This is a genomic window from Staphylococcus sp. HMSC057A08 (assembly GCF_001812925.1).
In the GTDB taxonomy this organism is placed as follows: Bacteria; Bacillota; Bacilli; order Staphylococcales; family Staphylococcaceae; genus Staphylococcus; species Staphylococcus hominis.
In genome coordinates this window covers 74,444-92,546 of record NZ_KV810847.1, presented here as the reverse complement: position 1 = coordinate 92,546, position 18,103 = coordinate 74,444, and the positions used below count along the sequence as shown (strand labels likewise).

Genomic DNA, 18,103 nt, shown 5'->3' with positions numbered 1-18,103 from the left:
TATGTTAAAACGACGTAGTTCGAAATTCTTAGGACTACTAGCCACACTAGCCTTAGCTATAGTGCTAAGTGCTTGTGGTAATAGTGGTAGCGGTAGTGGTTCATCAGACGATAGTCAAACATCACTTGGTAATAAAGAAATCGAAATACCTTATATCGCGAGTGATAATTCAACACCACGTTCACTAGTTATAGCAGAAGTATTGAAAAAAGCAGGTTATGATGTAACAACTACACCAGTAACAGCAAGTGGCCCGTTATATACTGCTGTATCAGAGAATTCTGATTCATTCCATGCATCAGGTATCTTCCCTACTACTGATAAAAGTTACTACGATAAGTTCAAAAGTAAATTAACAATTTATGATGATAAACATTTAATTGATAACGCAAAAGTAGGTTTAGCCGTACCTAAGTACGTGCAAGATGTCGACTCAATTAGTGACTTAAAAAACAGTGACTTCGGAAAATCTGTAGATTGGACAATTCAAGGCACAGACGCACGTAATGGCGTTATGCAAGAAACTAAAGATGAACTTGATAGTGACAACTTGGATAAATATAGCTTGAAAGAAAGTTCTGACCAAGACCAATTCAAGAAAATTCAATCTGCTTTTAAACAACAAGAACCTATCGTCTTCACATCAATGGAACCTAGTTGGTTCTCTAAAGAATTAGACGTTAAAATGTTGAAAGATCCTGACAACATTTATGGTAATAATAATCAACATATTGACTTAGTATTTAACAAAAACTTTAAAGAGGCACATCCAGCTGCATACACAATTGCAACACGTATGGCAGATGATTGGAGTAAATCTGACGAAGACAAATTAGCTAAAAAAATCTTTGTTGATAACAAAAATCCAGAACAAGTAGCTAAAGACTATGTGGATGATAATGATAATAAAGTAGATGAATGGTTAGAAGATATTGAGACTAACTAATTACAAAGTTAAGATAGACAAATAAAGAATATGCTCGTTTGGTGTAGCATATTTAAAACTCATAATGCAAATTTACAGTAGCAAACCAAGTTGAGAAGGCGCTTAAGACAAACTCTTCTCAATCGTAGCTATATTGCGAGGGAGTGAAACTAAACTCAGTTTCGCTCCTACTTTTTTATATCGCTCTTATAGTATTAAACGTTTCAAATAACTTATTTACTCTTTTTTTATAAACAAATTTAAACGTAGTATCAGTTGTTATGTTTGGAAAAATCAACTTTATTGTGATAAATTACTCTTATTACGTCAGGCTATCTGACTAGATTAAATAAATAGGAGAATCAGATAATGCCGTCAGCAAATCAAAAGCGTATGATTAAACATATTCATGAAACAGTGTTTATACTTTTACATGATTATCATTTTGATGAAATCACGGTTCAAAAAATATGTGATATTGCAGAAATCAACCGCAGTACGTTCTATAGATACTTCCAAGATAAATATGAATTACTCTACACTTTACCTGACTTTATTGCACAACAAATTATAGCTAAAGGTGACACATCAGCAGACATTACAACCTCTGAATCATTTGAAGACTTTATTTATTACATTTGTAATAATAAAAAGATTTTTAAGCATCTATTAGTTTCGTCTCGACAGGCAGATGTATTTAGAAGTTTAACGAATGTGGGTCGCGAAATGATGTTAAATAATTCAACTCGTAAGCGTGACCCCTTAGCGCAAAAGATTAGAGAAAGTAAACATCCTGAAATTGTAGCTGATTTTTACAGTAGTGGCGTAATAGAAGTACTACGACGTTGGGTAGAAAATGACTATAACTATACAGTTGAAGAAGTGTTTGTAACATTAAATAATGTGCTTGAAACGTCATTATATTATTATGATAAATAAAAGCAATCTCACATAAATTAAGAGTGAGATTGCTTTTTTGTCATTTGCGTTTTTTAACGTCTACTGTCTTGTAAACCATAAAAATACTATTAGCTATGATTAATAATGCTAGAATGACCATTGGCCAAATACCTATATTAATCATATTAAATATGGTTCTGTTGCATTCCTCTACTAACCAGTGTTATAATCTACTTAACAAAGTTATTAAGCATAATTCACCAAATCCCCTCACTATCGGAAGTAGTGAGGGGATTTTTAGGTGTGACTATAGTCGCCTATTTTTTCTTATCGTTGCGATTGCGTAGCCAATGCGCAAATAATGCGACGATACAACCACTCGCTGCTGTGGTCATGATGTGAACAAAGTTATCAAGCATAATTACACCTCCTCTCTACGTCTATATTGACGCCTGAGAGATAGGCGACTTTTATATTATATCATCTTTGAATATGTGATAATAGCTAACTTCCGATAAGTTAAATTATGTATTATTTTCTGTTTTTCTCTTTCCTTGTATTTTTTCAAATTCTTCTATATGGTTCAAAATCATTGTTGGAGTAATATTAATATATATACTTTCAAACTTTATTTTGGGGTAAATAATAGAAAAATTATTTACATTGATATTCTGAGATAGTGAGGCGTATAAGAAAATAAATTTGATGGTGAATGAATGGGGAATATCCTCCTTTTGTTATAGATACTATTTTTTAAAAAAGATGATTATATTTAATAAATTCACATGATTTATATGTAAATTATGTATATTTAACACAAAATAATAATTACTTAATTTACTCGTTTGAGTTTGTATTTTAATAACAGGAGCATATTGGCTAAAAGAGGATGATTGTATGAAATCAATTGCTTATCAAGGATATAAAAATATGGAAGTATGTGAAGTAAATGGTCCAATAGAAATTATCACTCATACTATGCCGTTAGAAGATGTAAAAGAAGCTTATAATATCTTTGATCAGAAAAAAGATAATACTATTAAAGTTATTTTAAAACCTCAATACCATATAGATAAGGACGCCTTACTTTGAATAACTCGTTCAAAGTTGAGGCGTCTTTTACATATATATTTAAATTTTAATCTTTTTCTATTTAGAAATTTCTTCCAGAAATTCATCCCCCCAATCACAAATTGCATAAACTACTTTATCGAGTGTTTTTCCTATGTTTGTTAACTTATACTCAACTTTTGGTGGAACTACTGGATAGACAATTCTTTCAATATTTCTATATTGAAAGAACCTATGATGAGAAAAGAGTTGAATGAATATAATAAATATAAACGCATCCAACTCTTCTATTTCTACTGATTGATATAGCGTTTCAAGTGTTTAGATGTCAATGTTTCTGAACTATCAATGAAGTTTTTAGGTGTTCCACTAAATTGGACCTTTCCGCCATCCAATCCAGGGCCTGGGCCGACATCGATGATCCAATCTGCTTCACACATAATCGATAAATTATGTTCAATCAAAATAACTGTATTGTTTTGATCAATTAAATCATCAAAACGCTCCATCAATATAGGGATATCCGATTCATGTAGGCCAGTGGTTGGCTCGTCAAAAATAAAAATACTATTCTTTATCTCTTCATCTAAATGTTGTGCTAGTTTCACGCGTTGAATCTCTCCACCAGACAAAGTGGATAAAGGTTGTCCAAGTGACATATAATTCAAACCTGTTTTACTTACAGATTGTAATTTTGACTTAATATCATTCTTTTTATCAAAGAAAATAATACCTTCGTCAACCGTCAAATCGAGAACATCGGCGATTGAATACCCATCTATGGTAGCATCTAATACTTCTTGTTTATAACGTTTACCATGACAAACTTCACATGTCTGTGAAAAATCACCCATAAAAGCAAGTTCCGTTTTAATATAGCCCTTTCCACCACAATTTGGACAGGCACCTTTTGAGTTATAACTAAACATAGCTTTATTTAAGCCTGTTTCTTTACTGAAAAAGCTTCTTACGCTATCAAAAACACCTAAATACGTTAACAGATTAGATCTATTAGATCCTTGAACTGCTTTTTGATCAATAAAGATGGTATGGTCATTATTTTCAAAACCTGCTTTAACAAGAGTACTCTTACCTGAACCAGCAACGCCTGTTAAGACTGTTAGTACGTGTTTAGGTATAGACGTTTTTACGTTATTTAAATTGTTTTGTGTCACAGGACCGATATTATAAAAATGGTTCGATTCACGAATATTCTCTTTTAAATTATGTTTGTTACGTAATGCGTTACCTGTCGAAGTATTTGAAGATAGTAATTCATTATATGTTCCTTCAAATGTGATTTCACCACCATTTTTTCCTGAACCTGGCCCCATATCTATGATATAGTCTCCTTCTTTAATAACATCGGGATCATGTTCAACAATTAACACAGTATTGCCTTTGTCTTTTAAAGATTTTAAAATTTCATTGATTTTAGCTATATCTTCCGGATGCAAGCCAACACTTGGTTCATCTATAATGTAAACCAAATCCGATAAAGAACTATTTAAATGACGTATTAATTTAAGACGTTGCGCTTCACCGCCTGATAATGTCGTCGTGACACGGTTAAGCGTTAAATAACTTAATCCAATATATTCTAGTGCTTCTAACTGCTTTTTGAGAGGATCAATAATATATTTAGCTGTTGGATCCTCTAATTTATTAAGAAACTCTAAATTTTCTTTAATTGTCATTTGTGTGAAATCAGAAATATTTTTACTCATAATTTTAGAACTTAATATTTTCGAGTTTAAACGTTGACCTTTACATGTGGGACATATTTTATTATTTACTACATTTTTAAGATGTTTGGCGTAGCGTTTCTTATTAAATTCTTTATCGCCTAAAAATATTCTACTGAATCTAGGTATTAGTCCTACATATTTAGCTGACTTTCTCCATTCTTTAGGAGGATTTTTTAACGTCATTGGCTCTTGATATAAAAATAATTCTAATTCATCTTTTGTATAGTCTTTCAATTTTTTATTATTATCAAATAAACCACTATCTCGATAGGCTTTACCACGCTCTTTATCTGGTCCAAAAGAAGGAAAGTCTATGGCACCTTCATTTAAAGACTTATCCCAATCTAGCAATTCATCTAAGTTAATGTCTTCAATATATCCTAATCCTTCACAAGTTTTACACATGCCCTTAGGACTATTGAAGGAATATGCATCTGAATAGCCAACAAACGGTTCGCCTATTCTAGACCACAGTAATCTAACGGAGGCATATATATCCGAAACTGTTCCTACCGTAGAGCGAGAATTCCCATTGAATCTTTTCTGATTAATTGTCATTGCTACAGGAAGATTTTTAATTTTTTTCACTTTCGGTCTGGGTTGTTGATTTAAATGAAATTGGATATAACTGGAATAACTTTCATTTAGTAGCTGTTCAGATTCCGCAGCAATAGTATTAAACACTAAAGATGATTTCCCTGAACCAGAACGTCCTGTAAATACGGTTACTAAGTGTTTTGGGATATTTACATCTATGTTTTTCAAGTTATTTTGTGAAGCACCTGTAATATTAATAAAATCCATTAAGTATCCTCCCTTTATAATCTTTACAACATTGATTATTGCATATTAATCAATGATTAACTACTCATTCAAAAGACGACAACTTTAAGTCTTTTATATTACAAATTATTCCACCAATTCAATCCGTCTTCACTAAGTAATTTTTTCACTTTCTTTAGGTCCATAGCTTCCAGAGGCATAATTAGGAAACTGTGGCTGTTCTTGTTTTCATACATTTACAATATCAACGAGTAATATAAAAATGTTTTCAAAATTCAATTACACTATATTTATATCAATAGCGTTAATATTTGTTAATACTGAAATTTTTGTCATCTACGAACATATTGATATAAATAGAATTATAAAATTTAAAATATGACTCATTTGTCAGTATTGTTTAAAAACAGGAGCTATGTAAAAATGAGTTATATCAAATATTAAAAGATAGATGTCAGTACTTTAAATGTTTATAGAACTTTTAAATAAAATACACTTCAATATATAGTACTTTCTATTATAAAGTTATTAATTATCTGGATAGGAAGAAACTCATGATACTCGTTTCAAAAAACAAAAAAGAAAGGGTTAATTATGCTAAATATTAAAGACCAAAATTATTTTAAAAGAGCATTAAATTTCTTTATACTATCAACAATTCTACTACTAATGACAATTCCAATCGCTTTATTTTTTCATCCTTCAGAAGAATTTATAAAACAATTAGGATCCAATTCACCTGAAAGCGTTAGTAAATCACAAGGTCTAAAAAAAGTTTGGGGGTTTATACAAAATAATGGCTTTCATGTACCAATACAAATGCTTTTGTTAGCTTTAATACCCATACCATTTTTATATACTTTAAACTTGATAGTATCGCTTATTATTCCTGGAATACTATTTGGTTTTTTCATACATTTTGACACTTACAAAGGTCTAACTAACTTAATCGCTTATATACCCCATTACACTTTAGAAATTATGAGTTTTTGTATATTTATTAGTGGTCTTTATATGCTAAATAAATCAATTATAAGAAAAATAACCAATCTATTCAGAAAAGAAAAAAAGCAAAACTACTCTTTCAAAACAAGTTTATTTAATTTATTAAAAGCATATTTATTCGTCTGTTTACCATTGGTTATATTGGCAGCATTTACTGAAACATATGTAGCTGATATGTTCTCAAATTTAATGAATTAACTACAATCAAAAAAATACAAAATCGCAAAAAGTGAGGTCATTTTATGTTTCTTGAAAAATTAAAATGCAGTCATTGTGAAAAAGAAATCGACAAAAACGAAAATATAACAATACACACAAATTCAAAAAATCTTAATGGCGTAACAAATCTAAAAAGTTGGGCTAAAATTCAAAAAGTTTTATGTGAAAAATGTTCAAAATAAAAAAGAACCCGCGTTTAGGCTCTTTTTTATTAGTACATCAAATACGCTTATTAGTATTTTCATGTCTTTGTTTAACTATTAAATAAACACCATTTATTAAACCCAAAATAGTCCAACCAACTGATAAGTAGACATTATCCAAACTATAAATTGGAGCCATAAAAATTAAAAAGAAAATATTCATAACAAACGAAATACGATGAAATGTACTGAGCTTATTAATATCAATTCTGTTATTTTGAATAATAAATCACCTCTTGATATTTATATTATTTCAAAATTTTTACTTTATTCCAATTGCTTTATTGACGTTGAATCTCCGAACCCATAACAAACCCAAAACTTGTCGAATGGTCGACTTAATAGGTCACGCTATGCCAACATTCGTTTGCAAGTTTAGTTAAGGGTTCTTCTCAACACAAAACAAATCTTCTTGTCATAAATGTGCATTTTATTTTTTACTTTTATTTCCTTTTAAAACATAAGTAAATAAAGTCATAAATATTGCAAAAAACAATGCAGAAATAAGACTTGGATATACATCAAAATCAAGGAGGGGTATCACTAAATCAAGTAGCAAATTTAAAATAAAAAAGAAACAAAGAAATATACGAAATATAAAACAAATTTCAAAATTAATCTTCCTTTTCCAACAAAACGTTATCACAAACATAATTTTAAATATCCCTTTCGCAGAGTATTTTGATTATGGTTTTTATTATTATGTGATTCTTGTGTCTGTTTCTTATCCTCTCGATTTTCATCAACTAATGTTTATCGACCATGCACTTAATAATATAGTACTAATTAATGCTATACTTAATACTTTTTCATCATTAAAATATCCCAACCTTCTAAGATACTTAACTTCTTAGATGATCTCTTTATTTATCATTTCCAATATTTACTTTTAGAATTATAAATTACAGACGCTATTCCAAAACTGGCTATAATAAAAATGAGTATGTATATGGAAAAGTTATCAGTCTGTATGTAAAATTTAAAAAGAAGAAACAATAAGAAAGCCACGATGAAATACACAGGAATAAATGCTTTTTTCCAAAAGATAGAATCTTTCATGAATATCCTCCTTTAATAATATTTTTTTATCCATATATTAAGGTTAACATTTTATATTAATCTATTTCTAAAACTATTTGTATCATTATATTTTATTCTCATATGTAAAAATTTAGAATATAAATAAGTGTCTTAGGTATGTTTAAATTATAGTTTTAACAAATTATATACGTAGCTTTCTAAATATACTTTTAAAATTTCAGCTATAATAAATAATCGTAATGCCTTTTATCATTATTGTAATTGCACGAAAATGATAGTTGATTGTTATTTTAAATCACGTTATGTTTGAAACAAAAATTCTAGATGTACAAGGAGATCATTACATGAAATTTATTAGTATTGTTTTAGGATTGCTAGTTATCATTTCATGGTTATTTGTTTTACGAGAATACCAACATGGACATGAGAAAACAGAAAAAGGAAAGTTAGTCATTATCATTGCTTGTATATTGACTTTCATTATGACATTAATCAATACACTCGATTAACAAAAAAACAGCACCTCACAATGAGGTGCTGCTCTTTTATATCTTCTATTATGACACAGTAACATGATCCACGTAGCCATCCGTAACATGGAATGTAATATGACCTTTACCTACTGTGTAACCGTATAATCCTTCTGTTTTATCTGCTTGTTTTTTAGACAATGGTTGTTGATATTGATAATGATCTCCGTAAACGTCTTTCACTTGTTCTAAGCTTACTTTTTTAGGTGCGACCTTAAAATCAATCATTGCTGCTGTGTTGCCTTTGACTTGATTAAATGTTTGGTCATACTTCGTTGTTGTTGATGTACCGTTTTGATACTGATCATTCACTTTAATTCCGTTAAATGTCACATTTCCAGCTTTTAACGCATTATAGAACGTATGATTTAATACGAATTCGCCACCTGATTTTGTATAACCTTGATAATGATAATGATAACCTTGTGACGTTTGTGTTTGTGCATGTGCTTCATTTGATACACCGTTATGCTCAGTTACATTAAACCCTAATACTGTTCCTAAAGTAATACCACCAACGACCATTGCTTTTGCAAATTTCTTCATTATGGATCACTCCTCTTATAGAATTATAATGAACTTCCACCTTTAATATATAATATTACACTCATACATTCAAAATTTTTATAAATTAAAATATAATTTTATTTAAACATAATTAATTGAAAGACTAATTAATTATATAATACTTATAATATTACTCTGCTTTTTTATTCTTTCATTATTTTTAATTTATATTTAATACATGTTAGCCTTAAATCATACATATTTTAATTGATAAGGAGATTACTAATGAAAACAATACGTTATTTCCTATATTTTTTTATCGTTTATTTTATAATCTTTTACTTAGCACAACGACTATTAAAATTAGATTTAGGTATTGTGCGTTGTTTCATTTCATCCGTCATTTTCGCTATAATGATGAGTTATTTTGCTTACTTTGCGAAGAAACTTAATAGATAATGCCTATGTTTATTTATCATACTTCTGCTTCATTCTATTAACGGTACTTCTTTCTATATCAGTAGTATTCCTATGAAATATTAAAAAGCATCATGACATGGTATCAATTGCTAGAAATGTAAATAATAAAAAATATGTAGCATGGATATATGCAGACTTCTTAGATGTAAAGGAGGTATTGTCTATAATAAAGATCATTGGTGTAGCTATGTATCTTGTTCACTCCACAATACCTTTATCAAAATTAACGATGGACATGTTTTTTTTTTATAAAAACGGGAATACTTTACTATACGCTTTAACTACGTAAAACTTAACAAATGGAGGTCATATTATGGCTGGATATAAATCACCAGGACGTAAAATTTCTGAATATATTGGCATTATTGCTATCGTAGCAGTATTTGCTGGCGTTTTTTATAAAAATTTTAAAAATGAAAACCAAACTGGTAACGGTTCTTTAGGCTAATTTAAATAATTTTTATAGATGATAAATAGAGCCACCCTTCACTCATTAAGTAGTGAGGGGTGGCTTGTTTTTTATTCTGGTCTAGGACTACGTTTCATTTTAATATATTGAGAGATACTATAAAGCGCAATACCAATCCAAATAAAGATAAATGTAATGAATTGGTGGATATCGAATTTCTCTTTAAATACGAAGATCCCTAGTAAAAAGATAATCGTTGGACTGACGTATTGAATAAATCCTGTCAGTGATAGTGGAATGCGACGAGCACCCGCTGAGAATAAAATAAGTGGTACAGCTGTCACCGCTCCAGAGAATAAGAGTAAAAATGTACTCATATTCAAACCGACTGATGATTGGTGTGCTTGCCATAAATAAATGATATAAATCAGTCCTGCTGGTGCTGTCACAATACATTCAATCGCAATCCCACTCATCGCTTCAACACGTACCAATTTTTTTAGTAAACCATAAATTCCAAATGAGAATGCCAACATTAAAGAAATAATTGGAAATTCTCCTATCTTCATTGTCATGTAAATGACGCCAATTGCGGCTGATACAATCGCTAACGTTTCAAATGTATTGAAACGCTCTTTTAAGAAAATAAATGCGAGTAAGACACTCACCAATGGATTAATGTAATAACCTAAACTGGTTTGTAGCACATGACCATTAGACACTGCCCAAATGAACGTGCCCCAGTTAATCGTAATCACATAACCTGCAATGATAATCGCAACCAGTTGAATCGGATGTGCTACGAGTTGATTGATATCATGTTTAAGCGCTTGTGATTTTTTTAATACAAAAATCATTAGAATCATAAAAACCATCGCAAGGATAATGCGATACGCTAAAATTTCAAATGCGCTAATACCGTAAATGAATCTCCAATAAATAGGTAGAATTCCCCATAATAAATGCGCCCCTAACGCAAATAAAATTCCTTTTTTAAATTCTGCATGATTATCCATGCTAAACCCTCCTAGCAATATTACCCTGGAAATATGTATAACACTATCGTATCAGTAGTTAGACGAAATGGGTATATCTAAGGAGTTTTTTCTATTTAAAAAGGTAGCGAGATATAATCGCTACCTTTCTTCATCATCTATCTATTTTCTAGTTAATGATAAATTTTATTGCCGCCTTCTCTAAATTCTTCGGCTTTCTTTTTCATGCCTTCAAGTTGTTCTTTGTAGGAATCGCGAATATCATGTGATAAGCGCATTGAACAGAATTTTGGTCCGCACATACTACAGAAATGTGCAATTTTCGCTGATTCTGCGGGTAACGTTTCATCGTGAAATTCTCTTGCTCGATCAGGATCTAACGCAAGGTTGAATTGATCAATCCAACGAAACTCAAACCGTGCTTTACTAATTGCATCGTCGCGTTCTGTTGCCCCTGGTAAGCCTTTAGATAAATCTGCTGCATGTGCTGCAATTTTATAAGTGACCACACCTTCACGTACATCATCTTTATTTGGTAAACCTAAATGTTCTTTAGGTGTCACGTAACATAACATTGCCGTACCATGGCTCGCAATTTGAGCAGCACCAATGGCAGACGTAATATGGTCATATGCTGGTGCGATGTCTGTTACAAGAGGTCCTAATGTATAAAATGGTGCTTCTTTACAATAGAAATCTGCTAAATCTTGGTTTTCTTTAATTTTATGCATTGGAATATGCCCTGGACCTTCAATCATAACTTGCACATTATATTTCCAAGCAATATCCGTTAACTCACCTAAAGTTTTCAACTCCGCAAATTGACTTTCATCGTTAGCGTCATAAATTGAACCAGGACGCAAACCATCTCCTAGAGAAATAGCAACATCATACTTACTTAAAATTTCACAAATCTCATCGAAGTGTGTATATAAAAAGCTTTCTTCGTGATGTGCAAGACACCATTGTGCAATAATTGAGCCACCACGAGAAACAATCCCAGTCAAACGATCAACAGTTAATGGAATATAATGAAGACGTAATCCTGCGTGAATAGTAAAATAATCGACCCCTTGTTCTGCTTGTTCAATTAACGTATCTCGATATGCTTCCCATGTTAAATCTTCTGCTACTCCATTTACTTTTTCCAATGCTTGATAGATTGGCACTGTTCCTACTGGTACTGGTGAGTTACGTAAGAGATACTCACGAGTGGTATGGATATTTTTTCCTGTAGATAAATCCATCATCGTATCTGCACCCCAATGTGTGGCCCAAACTAATTTTTCAATTTCTGCTTCAATAGATGAAGACACAATAGAGTTACCAATGTTCGCGTTGATTTTTACAGAGAAGTTTTTACCAATAATCATTGGTTCAGATTCAGGGTGATTGATATTATTAGGAATAATCGCGCGTCCTCTCGCAATTTCTTCCCTTACAAATTCTGGTTCCACTTGTTCCCTAATTGCTACAAATTTCATTTCTTTAGTGATAATCCCTTGTTTAGCGTAGTACATTTGCGTAACTGGGGTATCTTTACTGCCACGTCTTGGTTGATATTCAAATGGATGAGCTACATAATTTTTATGGCTTTCTCTTGAAAAACCATTATCAATCGATTGAATACGACGACCTTCATAATGTTCAACGTCTTCACGTGCTTCAATCCATGCATCGCGAACCTTTGGAAGTCCGTGATTGATATCAACCTCATAACTGTCATCATGATAAGGACCTGCTGTATCGTACACTACGACAGGTTCATTTTGAAAACTACGTTGTTCTAATTGGGTGTCAGAAAGTTCAATTTCTCGAAATGGTACAAAGATATCACTATCATTACCTTCGCCTTTTTTAAAAATACGTTTACTTGCTGGAAACGTTCTTTTAAAATTGATTTTTTCTTGTTTCATTAACATTGCCTCCTAAGTTAGGTTACTAGAAGGGTCTAAATATCACTGATTATATGATTCATAAAAAAAGCATTCAGCTTAATACTGAATGCATAAGAATAAGTGAATATATACGAAAATATATGTAAGTATCATAATGAAGAAAATGATTAATAGTTAAATTGACCTTTTCATCAAATTATGAAAACATCCATATGTCATTGTAAAGTGACTCACTGGCTTCCCTACGCTAGTATTAACTAGATCAGGTTCAAAGGGTTGGAACATGATGTTCCTTTCAGCAATATAAAGCACCCCTAGCAGAGATTATTAAATTATAGGTTACTTAACCTATACTTATACAATGACTTAAAATTCCAAGAATATCAAGTCAATATATTAAATATTTTTTATAACTTTTAGACATCCGAAAGTCTAACTTCACACAACCCGAAGTCTTACTTAAAGATTGAAAAAGCAGCAACCACAAGGGTTACTGCTGTTCTATTTTTTTGACTTATCCTCCAAAGAACAAATCAATAAAGTCTCTACTTCGGTTTCTATCTTGTTTATAAAATTCGGTATATCCACAATTTTTACAAGTTATCGTCTTAAAATTATTATGTTGTACATCTAAAAATTTAGACAATCCTGATCCTGTTGCTGATAACGTTCCTTCTTCTATTTCTGTATGACCACATTTTATACAACCTTGATTTTGATTTTCTGACATAATGAATCACTCCTTCACTTTATTTTTACGTTTTTTAAATGTAGAGATGAAAAACGCAATATTCAATATTAACAATAACGCAGTGGCTACGATCAGTGAAACAATAATAGATTGAGATTCTGAGCGACTGTACATTTTAACTACCCATCCAATTATATCTGGCAAACAAACAATAAATATCACTAAAGCGAACAAACGCTGTTTCAAAACAAAACATAAAATCATTACAATTAACAACAGAATCAGTCCTATGATCACACTTTTTGATTCAGTTAGTGTAATGATATAATAAATGGGATAGTGTTTTGTAAGGTACGTACTTAATAGGATGAAACCAAAAATAACTGCTCCCCATATAAAAGCATAAATATATATTCGTCGTTGCTCTCCATACTTTACGAGACCCTTTCTAATTAAGAAAAAAGGTAAAATCGTAGTTATACAAAAGATAAATAAAATATTAATAATAAAACCAATTGTTACATTAAGTTGTTCTGTAAAAAAGTTTGGGATAATAAAAATAGCTAGCATAAATGCTGAAAATAAAGCTAAGTATTTAAATAATCCCCTAGTTAAAATTATATATTCTGAGAACTGATCAGCATAATCTTTTACTGGAGTATTTAGAATATCACTAACATCATCATGATTCTTTTCGGCAAGTTCGAAATGATCTCTTAACTCTTCTATAATATCATTAACCTCATGTTCATCTTTACCTCTAAATAAGAGTTCAGCCTTTAACTTAAATAAGTAGTCTTCTTTTTCTTTACTTATCATCATTATCACTCCTGAATATATGGTTCATACCTTTATTGAGCGCTTGCCACTTTTCTTTAAATTGCTGTAATTCTTTGAGTCCACTTTCTGAAATGGTATAGTACTTACGATTAGGTCCACCATTATCCGATTTACGCATGGTTGTATGTACATAACCTTTTTTATCTAGTCTTAAGAGCACTGGATAAATACTGCCATCACTAATTTCAGGAAATTGATGTTCCTTTAATTTCTCAAGAATTTCATATCCATACGTTTCTCCTTTTGCAATAAGACCTAAAATTGCTCCATCTAAAAGTCCTTTCATTATTTGATTAGATATTGTCATGTGATCACCTTTTACTAACTATCTTATAATATAAGATAGTATAAAATAATAGCTCCGTCAACTAACTTATAATGTAAGATAGTTGAGTATAAATAAAGCCCCAGAAGTACTTTAGACTCCTGGGGGTCTTCATGATAAAAAGTTATTTATTATCTATAACATCAATAAATATGGATTTTCAATATATTTAGCAAGTACTTTTAAGAAATCAGCTGCGCCTGCGCCATCTAAGATTTGATGATCGAAAGTTAAACTTAATGGGATACGAGAGACTTGTTTTACCTGATCTCCTTCAAGCACAAGTTCTTTAGCTAGAGCACCGACACCTAAGATACCTGTTTCACCTAAATTTAAAATTGGTGTGAAGTATTCGATACCACTTGCACCCATATTCGTAATTGTAAATGTCGCGCCACTAAGTTGAACGTCACCTGTATTTCCTTCCCGTACTGCTTCAGCTGATGTTTTAATTTCTTTTGCTAAAGTGCCAATACTTTTAGTATCTGCATTGTCAATGACTGGCACCATAAGACCATCTTCAAGTGATGTCGCAATACCTAAATGTACATCATCGTATTCTGTTAATTCACCGTTTTCATAACGAGCATTCATTGCGCCATATTCTTTAAGTGCTAGGACTACTGCTTTAGCTAATAAAGCTGTGACTGTCAATTTTACATCTTGATCTGCATCTTTTAATTCTTCAGATAATCGAGCTTTAAAGTCTAATAAACGATCTGCATTGACTTTGCGATGTAATGTTAATTGAGCAGTATTATTAAGACTTTGTCGCATATTTTGAGCAATACGTTGACGCATTGGATTCAGACCTTCACCAATGCTAGACACATCGAAGTTTTGTGGCGTTGAAGATGCATTTTCGTTAGACGTATCCGCTTCACCTTCATAATCATAGCCTTCTGAGTCTACACGTTGAATATCTAATTTTGTAATACGATCATTTCCACCTGTACCTTTAATTCTTGTGATATCAAGGTCCTTATCTTTAGCCATATTACGTGCTAATGGAGAGATAAAGATACGTTCTCGTTGTTCAGGCTTCGCTTCTTTTTCTGTATCTTTTTTATCAGATTGTTCTTCATTTGAAGAAGCTTGTTGATTTTCAGAAGTTGTGTCGTTATCTTTATTCTCTTGGTTAGTTTCTTCAGAATCATCGTCATCGCTTCCTAAGTCTTCGCCTTCTTCTCCGATGATACCAAGCACTGCTTTTACTTTTGCATCTTCGCCTGCTTGTACTTTGATTTTTAGTAATGTTCCACTTGTAGGTGCTTCGACATCGTTTGTTAATTTTTCAGAGCTAATTGTGACAATGCTTTCGCCTTCTTCTACTGTATCGCCTTCTGATTTAAACCACTCTTCTACAGTACCTTCTTTCATTGTCATACCAAGCTTTGGCATAATAATATTTTCACTCATTGTGATACACCTCCCTACGCGTTAGCCTTTTTTAAGTCATCAACTAATTCAGATGCTACGTCTAATACTTTATCTGCATTTGGAATATATGCCGCTTCTAAGTTTGATGCAAATGGTACTGGTGTATCTGGTGCTGTTACTTTTTTGATTGGACCGTCTAAATAATCGAATCCAATATCACCGATGACAGAAGCGACGTCACCAGCAATGTTACATTGTGGACTTGATTCATCAATAACAATTAAGCGTCCTGTTTTTTTCACTGATTCTAACACTGTATCTTGATCCCATGGAGACACTGAACGTAAATCGATGACTTCTACTGAAACGTTATCTTCTTCAAGTCGGTCAGCTGTTTCTTCAGCCACTGCAACCATTTTACCAATTGCGACAATCGTTAAATCATCACCTTCTCGTGTAACATTAGCTTTACCAATCTCAATCGTATAAGGTTCTTCAGGGACATTACTTTTTTGACCAAGTAATGTTTTATCTTCTGAAAAGACAACTAAGTTATCGTCTTGAATCGCTGACATTAATAATCCTTTTGCATCATATGGATTTGATGGTACAACTACTTTAACACCTGGAATTGTTGCGAACATATTATATAGAGATTGAGAGTGTTGTGCTGCCGCACTTGCGCCAGCGCCATGAACGGTACGTACCACTAATGGAATTTTAGCTTTACCACCAAACATATATCTCATTTTTGCACCTTGGTTTAAAATTGGGTCTAAACCAAAGCCAATAAAATCGTTAAACATGAGTTCTGCGATTGGACGTAATCCGGTAGCTGCTGATCCTACAGCTGCACTTAATGTAATATGTTCAGAAATAGGTGTATCAATCACTCGTTTACGACTATATTTTTTAGCCAGTCCTTTTGTAACACCGAATACGCCACCAAATGTATCGTCGTCTTGAATATGTTCTACTTTTGCGCCACCTGAAACGTCTGTACCAATTAAGATGACATTTTCATCTTTCTCCATAGATTGATCAATCGCTTCATTAATCGCGCCCATAAATGTTAATTTACGTTCTTCACTCATCGTAAAAACCTCCTCGTCTGGTTAGGTTCGTTCTTATCTATTTCTTCGTTTTAGTGCTTTAAAGGTTTGTTATGCAAAAACATCTTTGTATAGTGAATCTTCATCTGGTAATTCACTTTCGTCCGCAAATTTCACAGCATCTTCTACGGCTTGTTCAGCTGTGTTTTCAATATCATCTGCTTCTTCTTCAGTTAACCAACCTTCTTCAATCGCTTGTTTTCTGAATTCTACAGTGGCATTTTTATCCGCATTACGATCATCTGGTGACTTAACTTTTTGTTCGTCACCTTCAAAGTGACCATATTTACGATACGTATCACATTCGATTAATGTAGGCCCTTCCCCTTTTTTAGCGCGGTCTACTGCTTCTTGTGTTGCTTTATAAACCTCTAAGACATCCATGCCATCTACACGTACGCCTGGCATATTATATGCAGAAGCACGTTCTGCAATCGTTTCAGATGCACTTGCATAGTCGTGTGTCGTACCTTCAGCGAATTGGTTATTCTCACAGACAAAGATAACTGGCAAGTTTAAAATTGAAGCGAAGTTTAAACCTTCATGGAATGTCCCTTCATTTGCAGCACCATCACCAAAGAAGCATACGGCGACATTGTCTTTACCTTGGTTAATAATTGAAATACTTGCACCAATCGCAAGACCAAAACCGCCACCTACGATACCATTGGCACCGAGCATCCCTTTGTCAATTTCGGCAACATGCATTGAGCCACCTTTACCATGACCTAAACCATCACGTTTACCCATGATTTCTGCCATCATACCGTTTAAATCGCAACCTTTTGCGATAGCATGTCCATGACCACGATGTGTACTTGTAATATAATCATCGTCAGTCAGTTGTGACATGACACCTGTGGCAACGGCTTCTTCACCGACATATAAATGTACAAATCCTGGGATTTGACCATCACTAAAAATTTTGTGTACCTTCTCTTCAAAAAATCGAATTTCATTCATTGTTTTATAAATCCAACGTGCTTGTTCTTTTTCCTTTTTCATTGTCAATTCCTCCTATCTTTCATAGGGCGTAAGTGT

General features: G+C 32.2%; 16 protein-coding genes, 5 pseudogenes and 1 riboswitch. Of the genes and pseudogenes, 6 read left to right on the top strand and 15 right to left on the bottom strand.

The features are described from left to right. Position 1 precedes the first annotated feature (1 nt). Together HMPREF2881_RS02330 and HMPREF2881_RS02325 are read left to right on the top strand one after the other, a co-directional pair. Positions 2–946 (top strand): glycine betaine ABC transporter substrate-binding protein, encoded by a 945-nt coding sequence (locus tag HMPREF2881_RS02330; protein ID WP_002454675.1) that lies wholly within the window; start codon positions 2–4, stop codon positions 944–946. Positions 947–1,294: 348 nt separating this feature from the next. Then, positions 1,295–1,864 carry a TetR/AcrR family transcriptional regulator gene (locus tag HMPREF2881_RS02325; RefSeq protein WP_002488264.1) on the top strand — a complete coding sequence of 190 codons (570 nt, stop codon included), beginning with the start codon at positions 1,295–1,297 and terminating at the stop codon, positions 1,862–1,864. A gap of 278 nt (positions 1,865–2,142) precedes the next feature. Here HMPREF2881_RS02325 and HMPREF2881_RS11620 read toward each other — a convergent pair whose 3' ends face one another. Continuing rightward, positions 2,143–2,244, bottom strand: coding sequence for a type I toxin-antitoxin system Fst family toxin (locus tag HMPREF2881_RS11620; protein ID WP_002497230.1), 102 nt, complete (start codon positions 2,242–2,244; stop codon positions 2,143–2,145). A 523-nt stretch (positions 2,245–2,767) separates the two neighbouring features. Between HMPREF2881_RS11620 and HMPREF2881_RS02320 the strand changes: the two are divergent. Further along, positions 2,768–2,917, top strand: a pseudogene (locus HMPREF2881_RS02320) (alcohol dehydrogenase); the annotation flags it as partial. 57 nt (positions 2,918–2,974) lie between these two features. On the opposite strand, the pseudogene HMPREF2881_RS02315 reads toward HMPREF2881_RS02320, so the two are convergent. Next, a pseudogene (locus tag HMPREF2881_RS02315) lies at positions 2,975–3,121 on the bottom strand (winged helix-turn-helix transcriptional regulator); the annotation flags it as partial. A gap of 68 nt (positions 3,122–3,189) precedes the next feature. Next, positions 3,190–5,448, bottom strand: coding sequence for an ATP-binding cassette domain-containing protein (locus HMPREF2881_RS02310; protein WP_002454658.1), 2,259 nt, complete (start codon positions 5,446–5,448; stop codon positions 3,190–3,192). A gap of 573 nt (positions 5,449–6,021) precedes the next feature. Between HMPREF2881_RS02310 and HMPREF2881_RS02305 the strand changes: the two genes are divergently transcribed. Then, positions 6,022–6,630 (top strand): stage II sporulation protein M, encoded by a 609-nt coding sequence (locus HMPREF2881_RS02305; RefSeq protein WP_002454657.1) that lies wholly within the window; start codon positions 6,022–6,024, stop codon positions 6,628–6,630. A 654-nt stretch (positions 6,631–7,284) separates the two neighbouring features. Here HMPREF2881_RS02305 and HMPREF2881_RS11985 read toward each other — a convergent pair. Next, positions 7,285–7,466, bottom strand: a pseudogene (locus HMPREF2881_RS11985) (hypothetical protein). Positions 7,467–7,724: 258 nt separating this feature from the next. After that, positions 7,725–7,913: a hypothetical protein gene (locus HMPREF2881_RS11980; RefSeq protein WP_002454655.1), complete on the bottom strand. Its 189-nt coding sequence runs from the start codon at positions 7,911–7,913 to the stop codon at positions 7,725–7,727. Between the two features lie 326 nt (positions 7,914–8,239). Between HMPREF2881_RS11980 and HMPREF2881_RS11750 the strand changes: the two genes are divergently transcribed. Further along, on the top strand, positions 8,240–8,404 hold the full coding sequence (locus HMPREF2881_RS11750; RefSeq protein ID WP_002449328.1) for a hypothetical protein: 165 nt from the start codon (positions 8,240–8,242) through the stop codon (positions 8,402–8,404). Positions 8,405–8,452: 48 nt separating this feature from the next. Here the strand turns inward: HMPREF2881_RS11750 and HMPREF2881_RS02295 are convergent, their stop codons facing one another. Continuing rightward, a complete protein-coding gene (locus HMPREF2881_RS02295; RefSeq protein ID WP_002454653.1) occupies positions 8,453–8,971 on the bottom strand; it encodes an immunodominant staphylococcal antigen IsaB family protein in 519 nt (172 codons plus the stop codon). A 754-nt stretch (positions 8,972–9,725) separates the two neighbouring features. Between HMPREF2881_RS02295 and HMPREF2881_RS11975 the strand changes: the two genes are divergently transcribed. Then, positions 9,726–9,860, top strand: a complete 135-nt coding sequence (locus tag HMPREF2881_RS11975; RefSeq protein WP_002488448.1) for a hypothetical protein — start codon at positions 9,726–9,728, stop codon at positions 9,858–9,860. A gap of 71 nt (positions 9,861–9,931) precedes the next feature. Here the strand turns inward: HMPREF2881_RS11975 and rarD are convergent, their stop codons facing one another. From rarD to HMPREF2881_RS02255, 9 genes and pseudogenes are all read right to left on the bottom strand, one after another. Beyond that, positions 9,932–10,837 carry an EamA family transporter RarD gene (gene rarD / locus HMPREF2881_RS02290; protein ID WP_002454651.1) on the bottom strand — a complete coding sequence of 302 codons (906 nt, stop codon included), beginning with the start codon at positions 10,835–10,837 and terminating at the stop codon, positions 9,932–9,934. 152 nt (positions 10,838–10,989) lie between these two features. Further along, on the bottom strand, positions 10,990–12,732 hold the full coding sequence (thiC, locus tag HMPREF2881_RS02285; protein WP_002454650.1) for a phosphomethylpyrimidine synthase ThiC: 1,743 nt from the start codon (positions 12,730–12,732) through the stop codon (positions 10,990–10,992). Positions 12,733–12,935: 203 nt separating this feature from the next. Next, positions 12,936–13,040: riboswitch (TPP riboswitch) on the bottom strand. A gap of 188 nt (positions 13,041–13,228) precedes the next feature. Further along, complete coding sequence (locus HMPREF2881_RS02280) at positions 13,229–13,444, bottom strand: zinc ribbon domain-containing protein (RefSeq protein WP_002449335.1); 216 nt, start codon at positions 13,442–13,444, stop codon at positions 13,229–13,231. A 6-nt stretch (positions 13,445–13,450) separates the two neighbouring features. Further along, complete coding sequence (locus tag HMPREF2881_RS02275; protein WP_002454649.1) at positions 13,451–14,224, bottom strand: hypothetical protein; 774 nt, start codon at positions 14,222–14,224, stop codon at positions 13,451–13,453. Further along, positions 14,214–14,552: a PadR family transcriptional regulator gene (locus HMPREF2881_RS02270; protein ID WP_002449459.1), complete on the bottom strand. Its 339-nt coding sequence runs from the start codon at positions 14,550–14,552 to the stop codon at positions 14,214–14,216. Before HMPREF2881_RS02270 ends, HMPREF2881_RS02275 begins: the two co-directional genes overlap by 11 nt. 153 nt (positions 14,553–14,705) lie before the next feature. Next, a pseudogene (locus HMPREF2881_RS02265) lies at positions 14,706–15,608 on the bottom strand (dihydrolipoamide acetyltransferase family protein); the annotation flags it as partial. A gap of 216 nt (positions 15,609–15,824) precedes the next feature. After that, positions 15,825–15,950 (bottom strand): annotated as a pseudogene (locus HMPREF2881_RS12150) (biotin/lipoyl-containing protein); the annotation flags it as partial. Positions 15,951–16,003: 53 nt separating this feature from the next. Next, the gene (locus tag HMPREF2881_RS02260) at positions 16,004–17,044 is read right to left on the bottom strand and encodes an alpha-ketoacid dehydrogenase subunit beta (protein WP_002454647.1); all 1,041 of its coding nucleotides are present in this window, start codon (positions 17,042–17,044) and stop codon (positions 16,004–16,006) included. A 69-nt stretch (positions 17,045–17,113) separates the two neighbouring features. Next, entirely contained in the window at positions 17,114–18,067 is a 954-nt protein-coding gene (locus HMPREF2881_RS02255; protein WP_070653649.1) for a thiamine pyrophosphate-dependent dehydrogenase E1 component subunit alpha, read from the bottom strand. Positions 18,068–18,103: the final 36 nt, after the last annotated feature.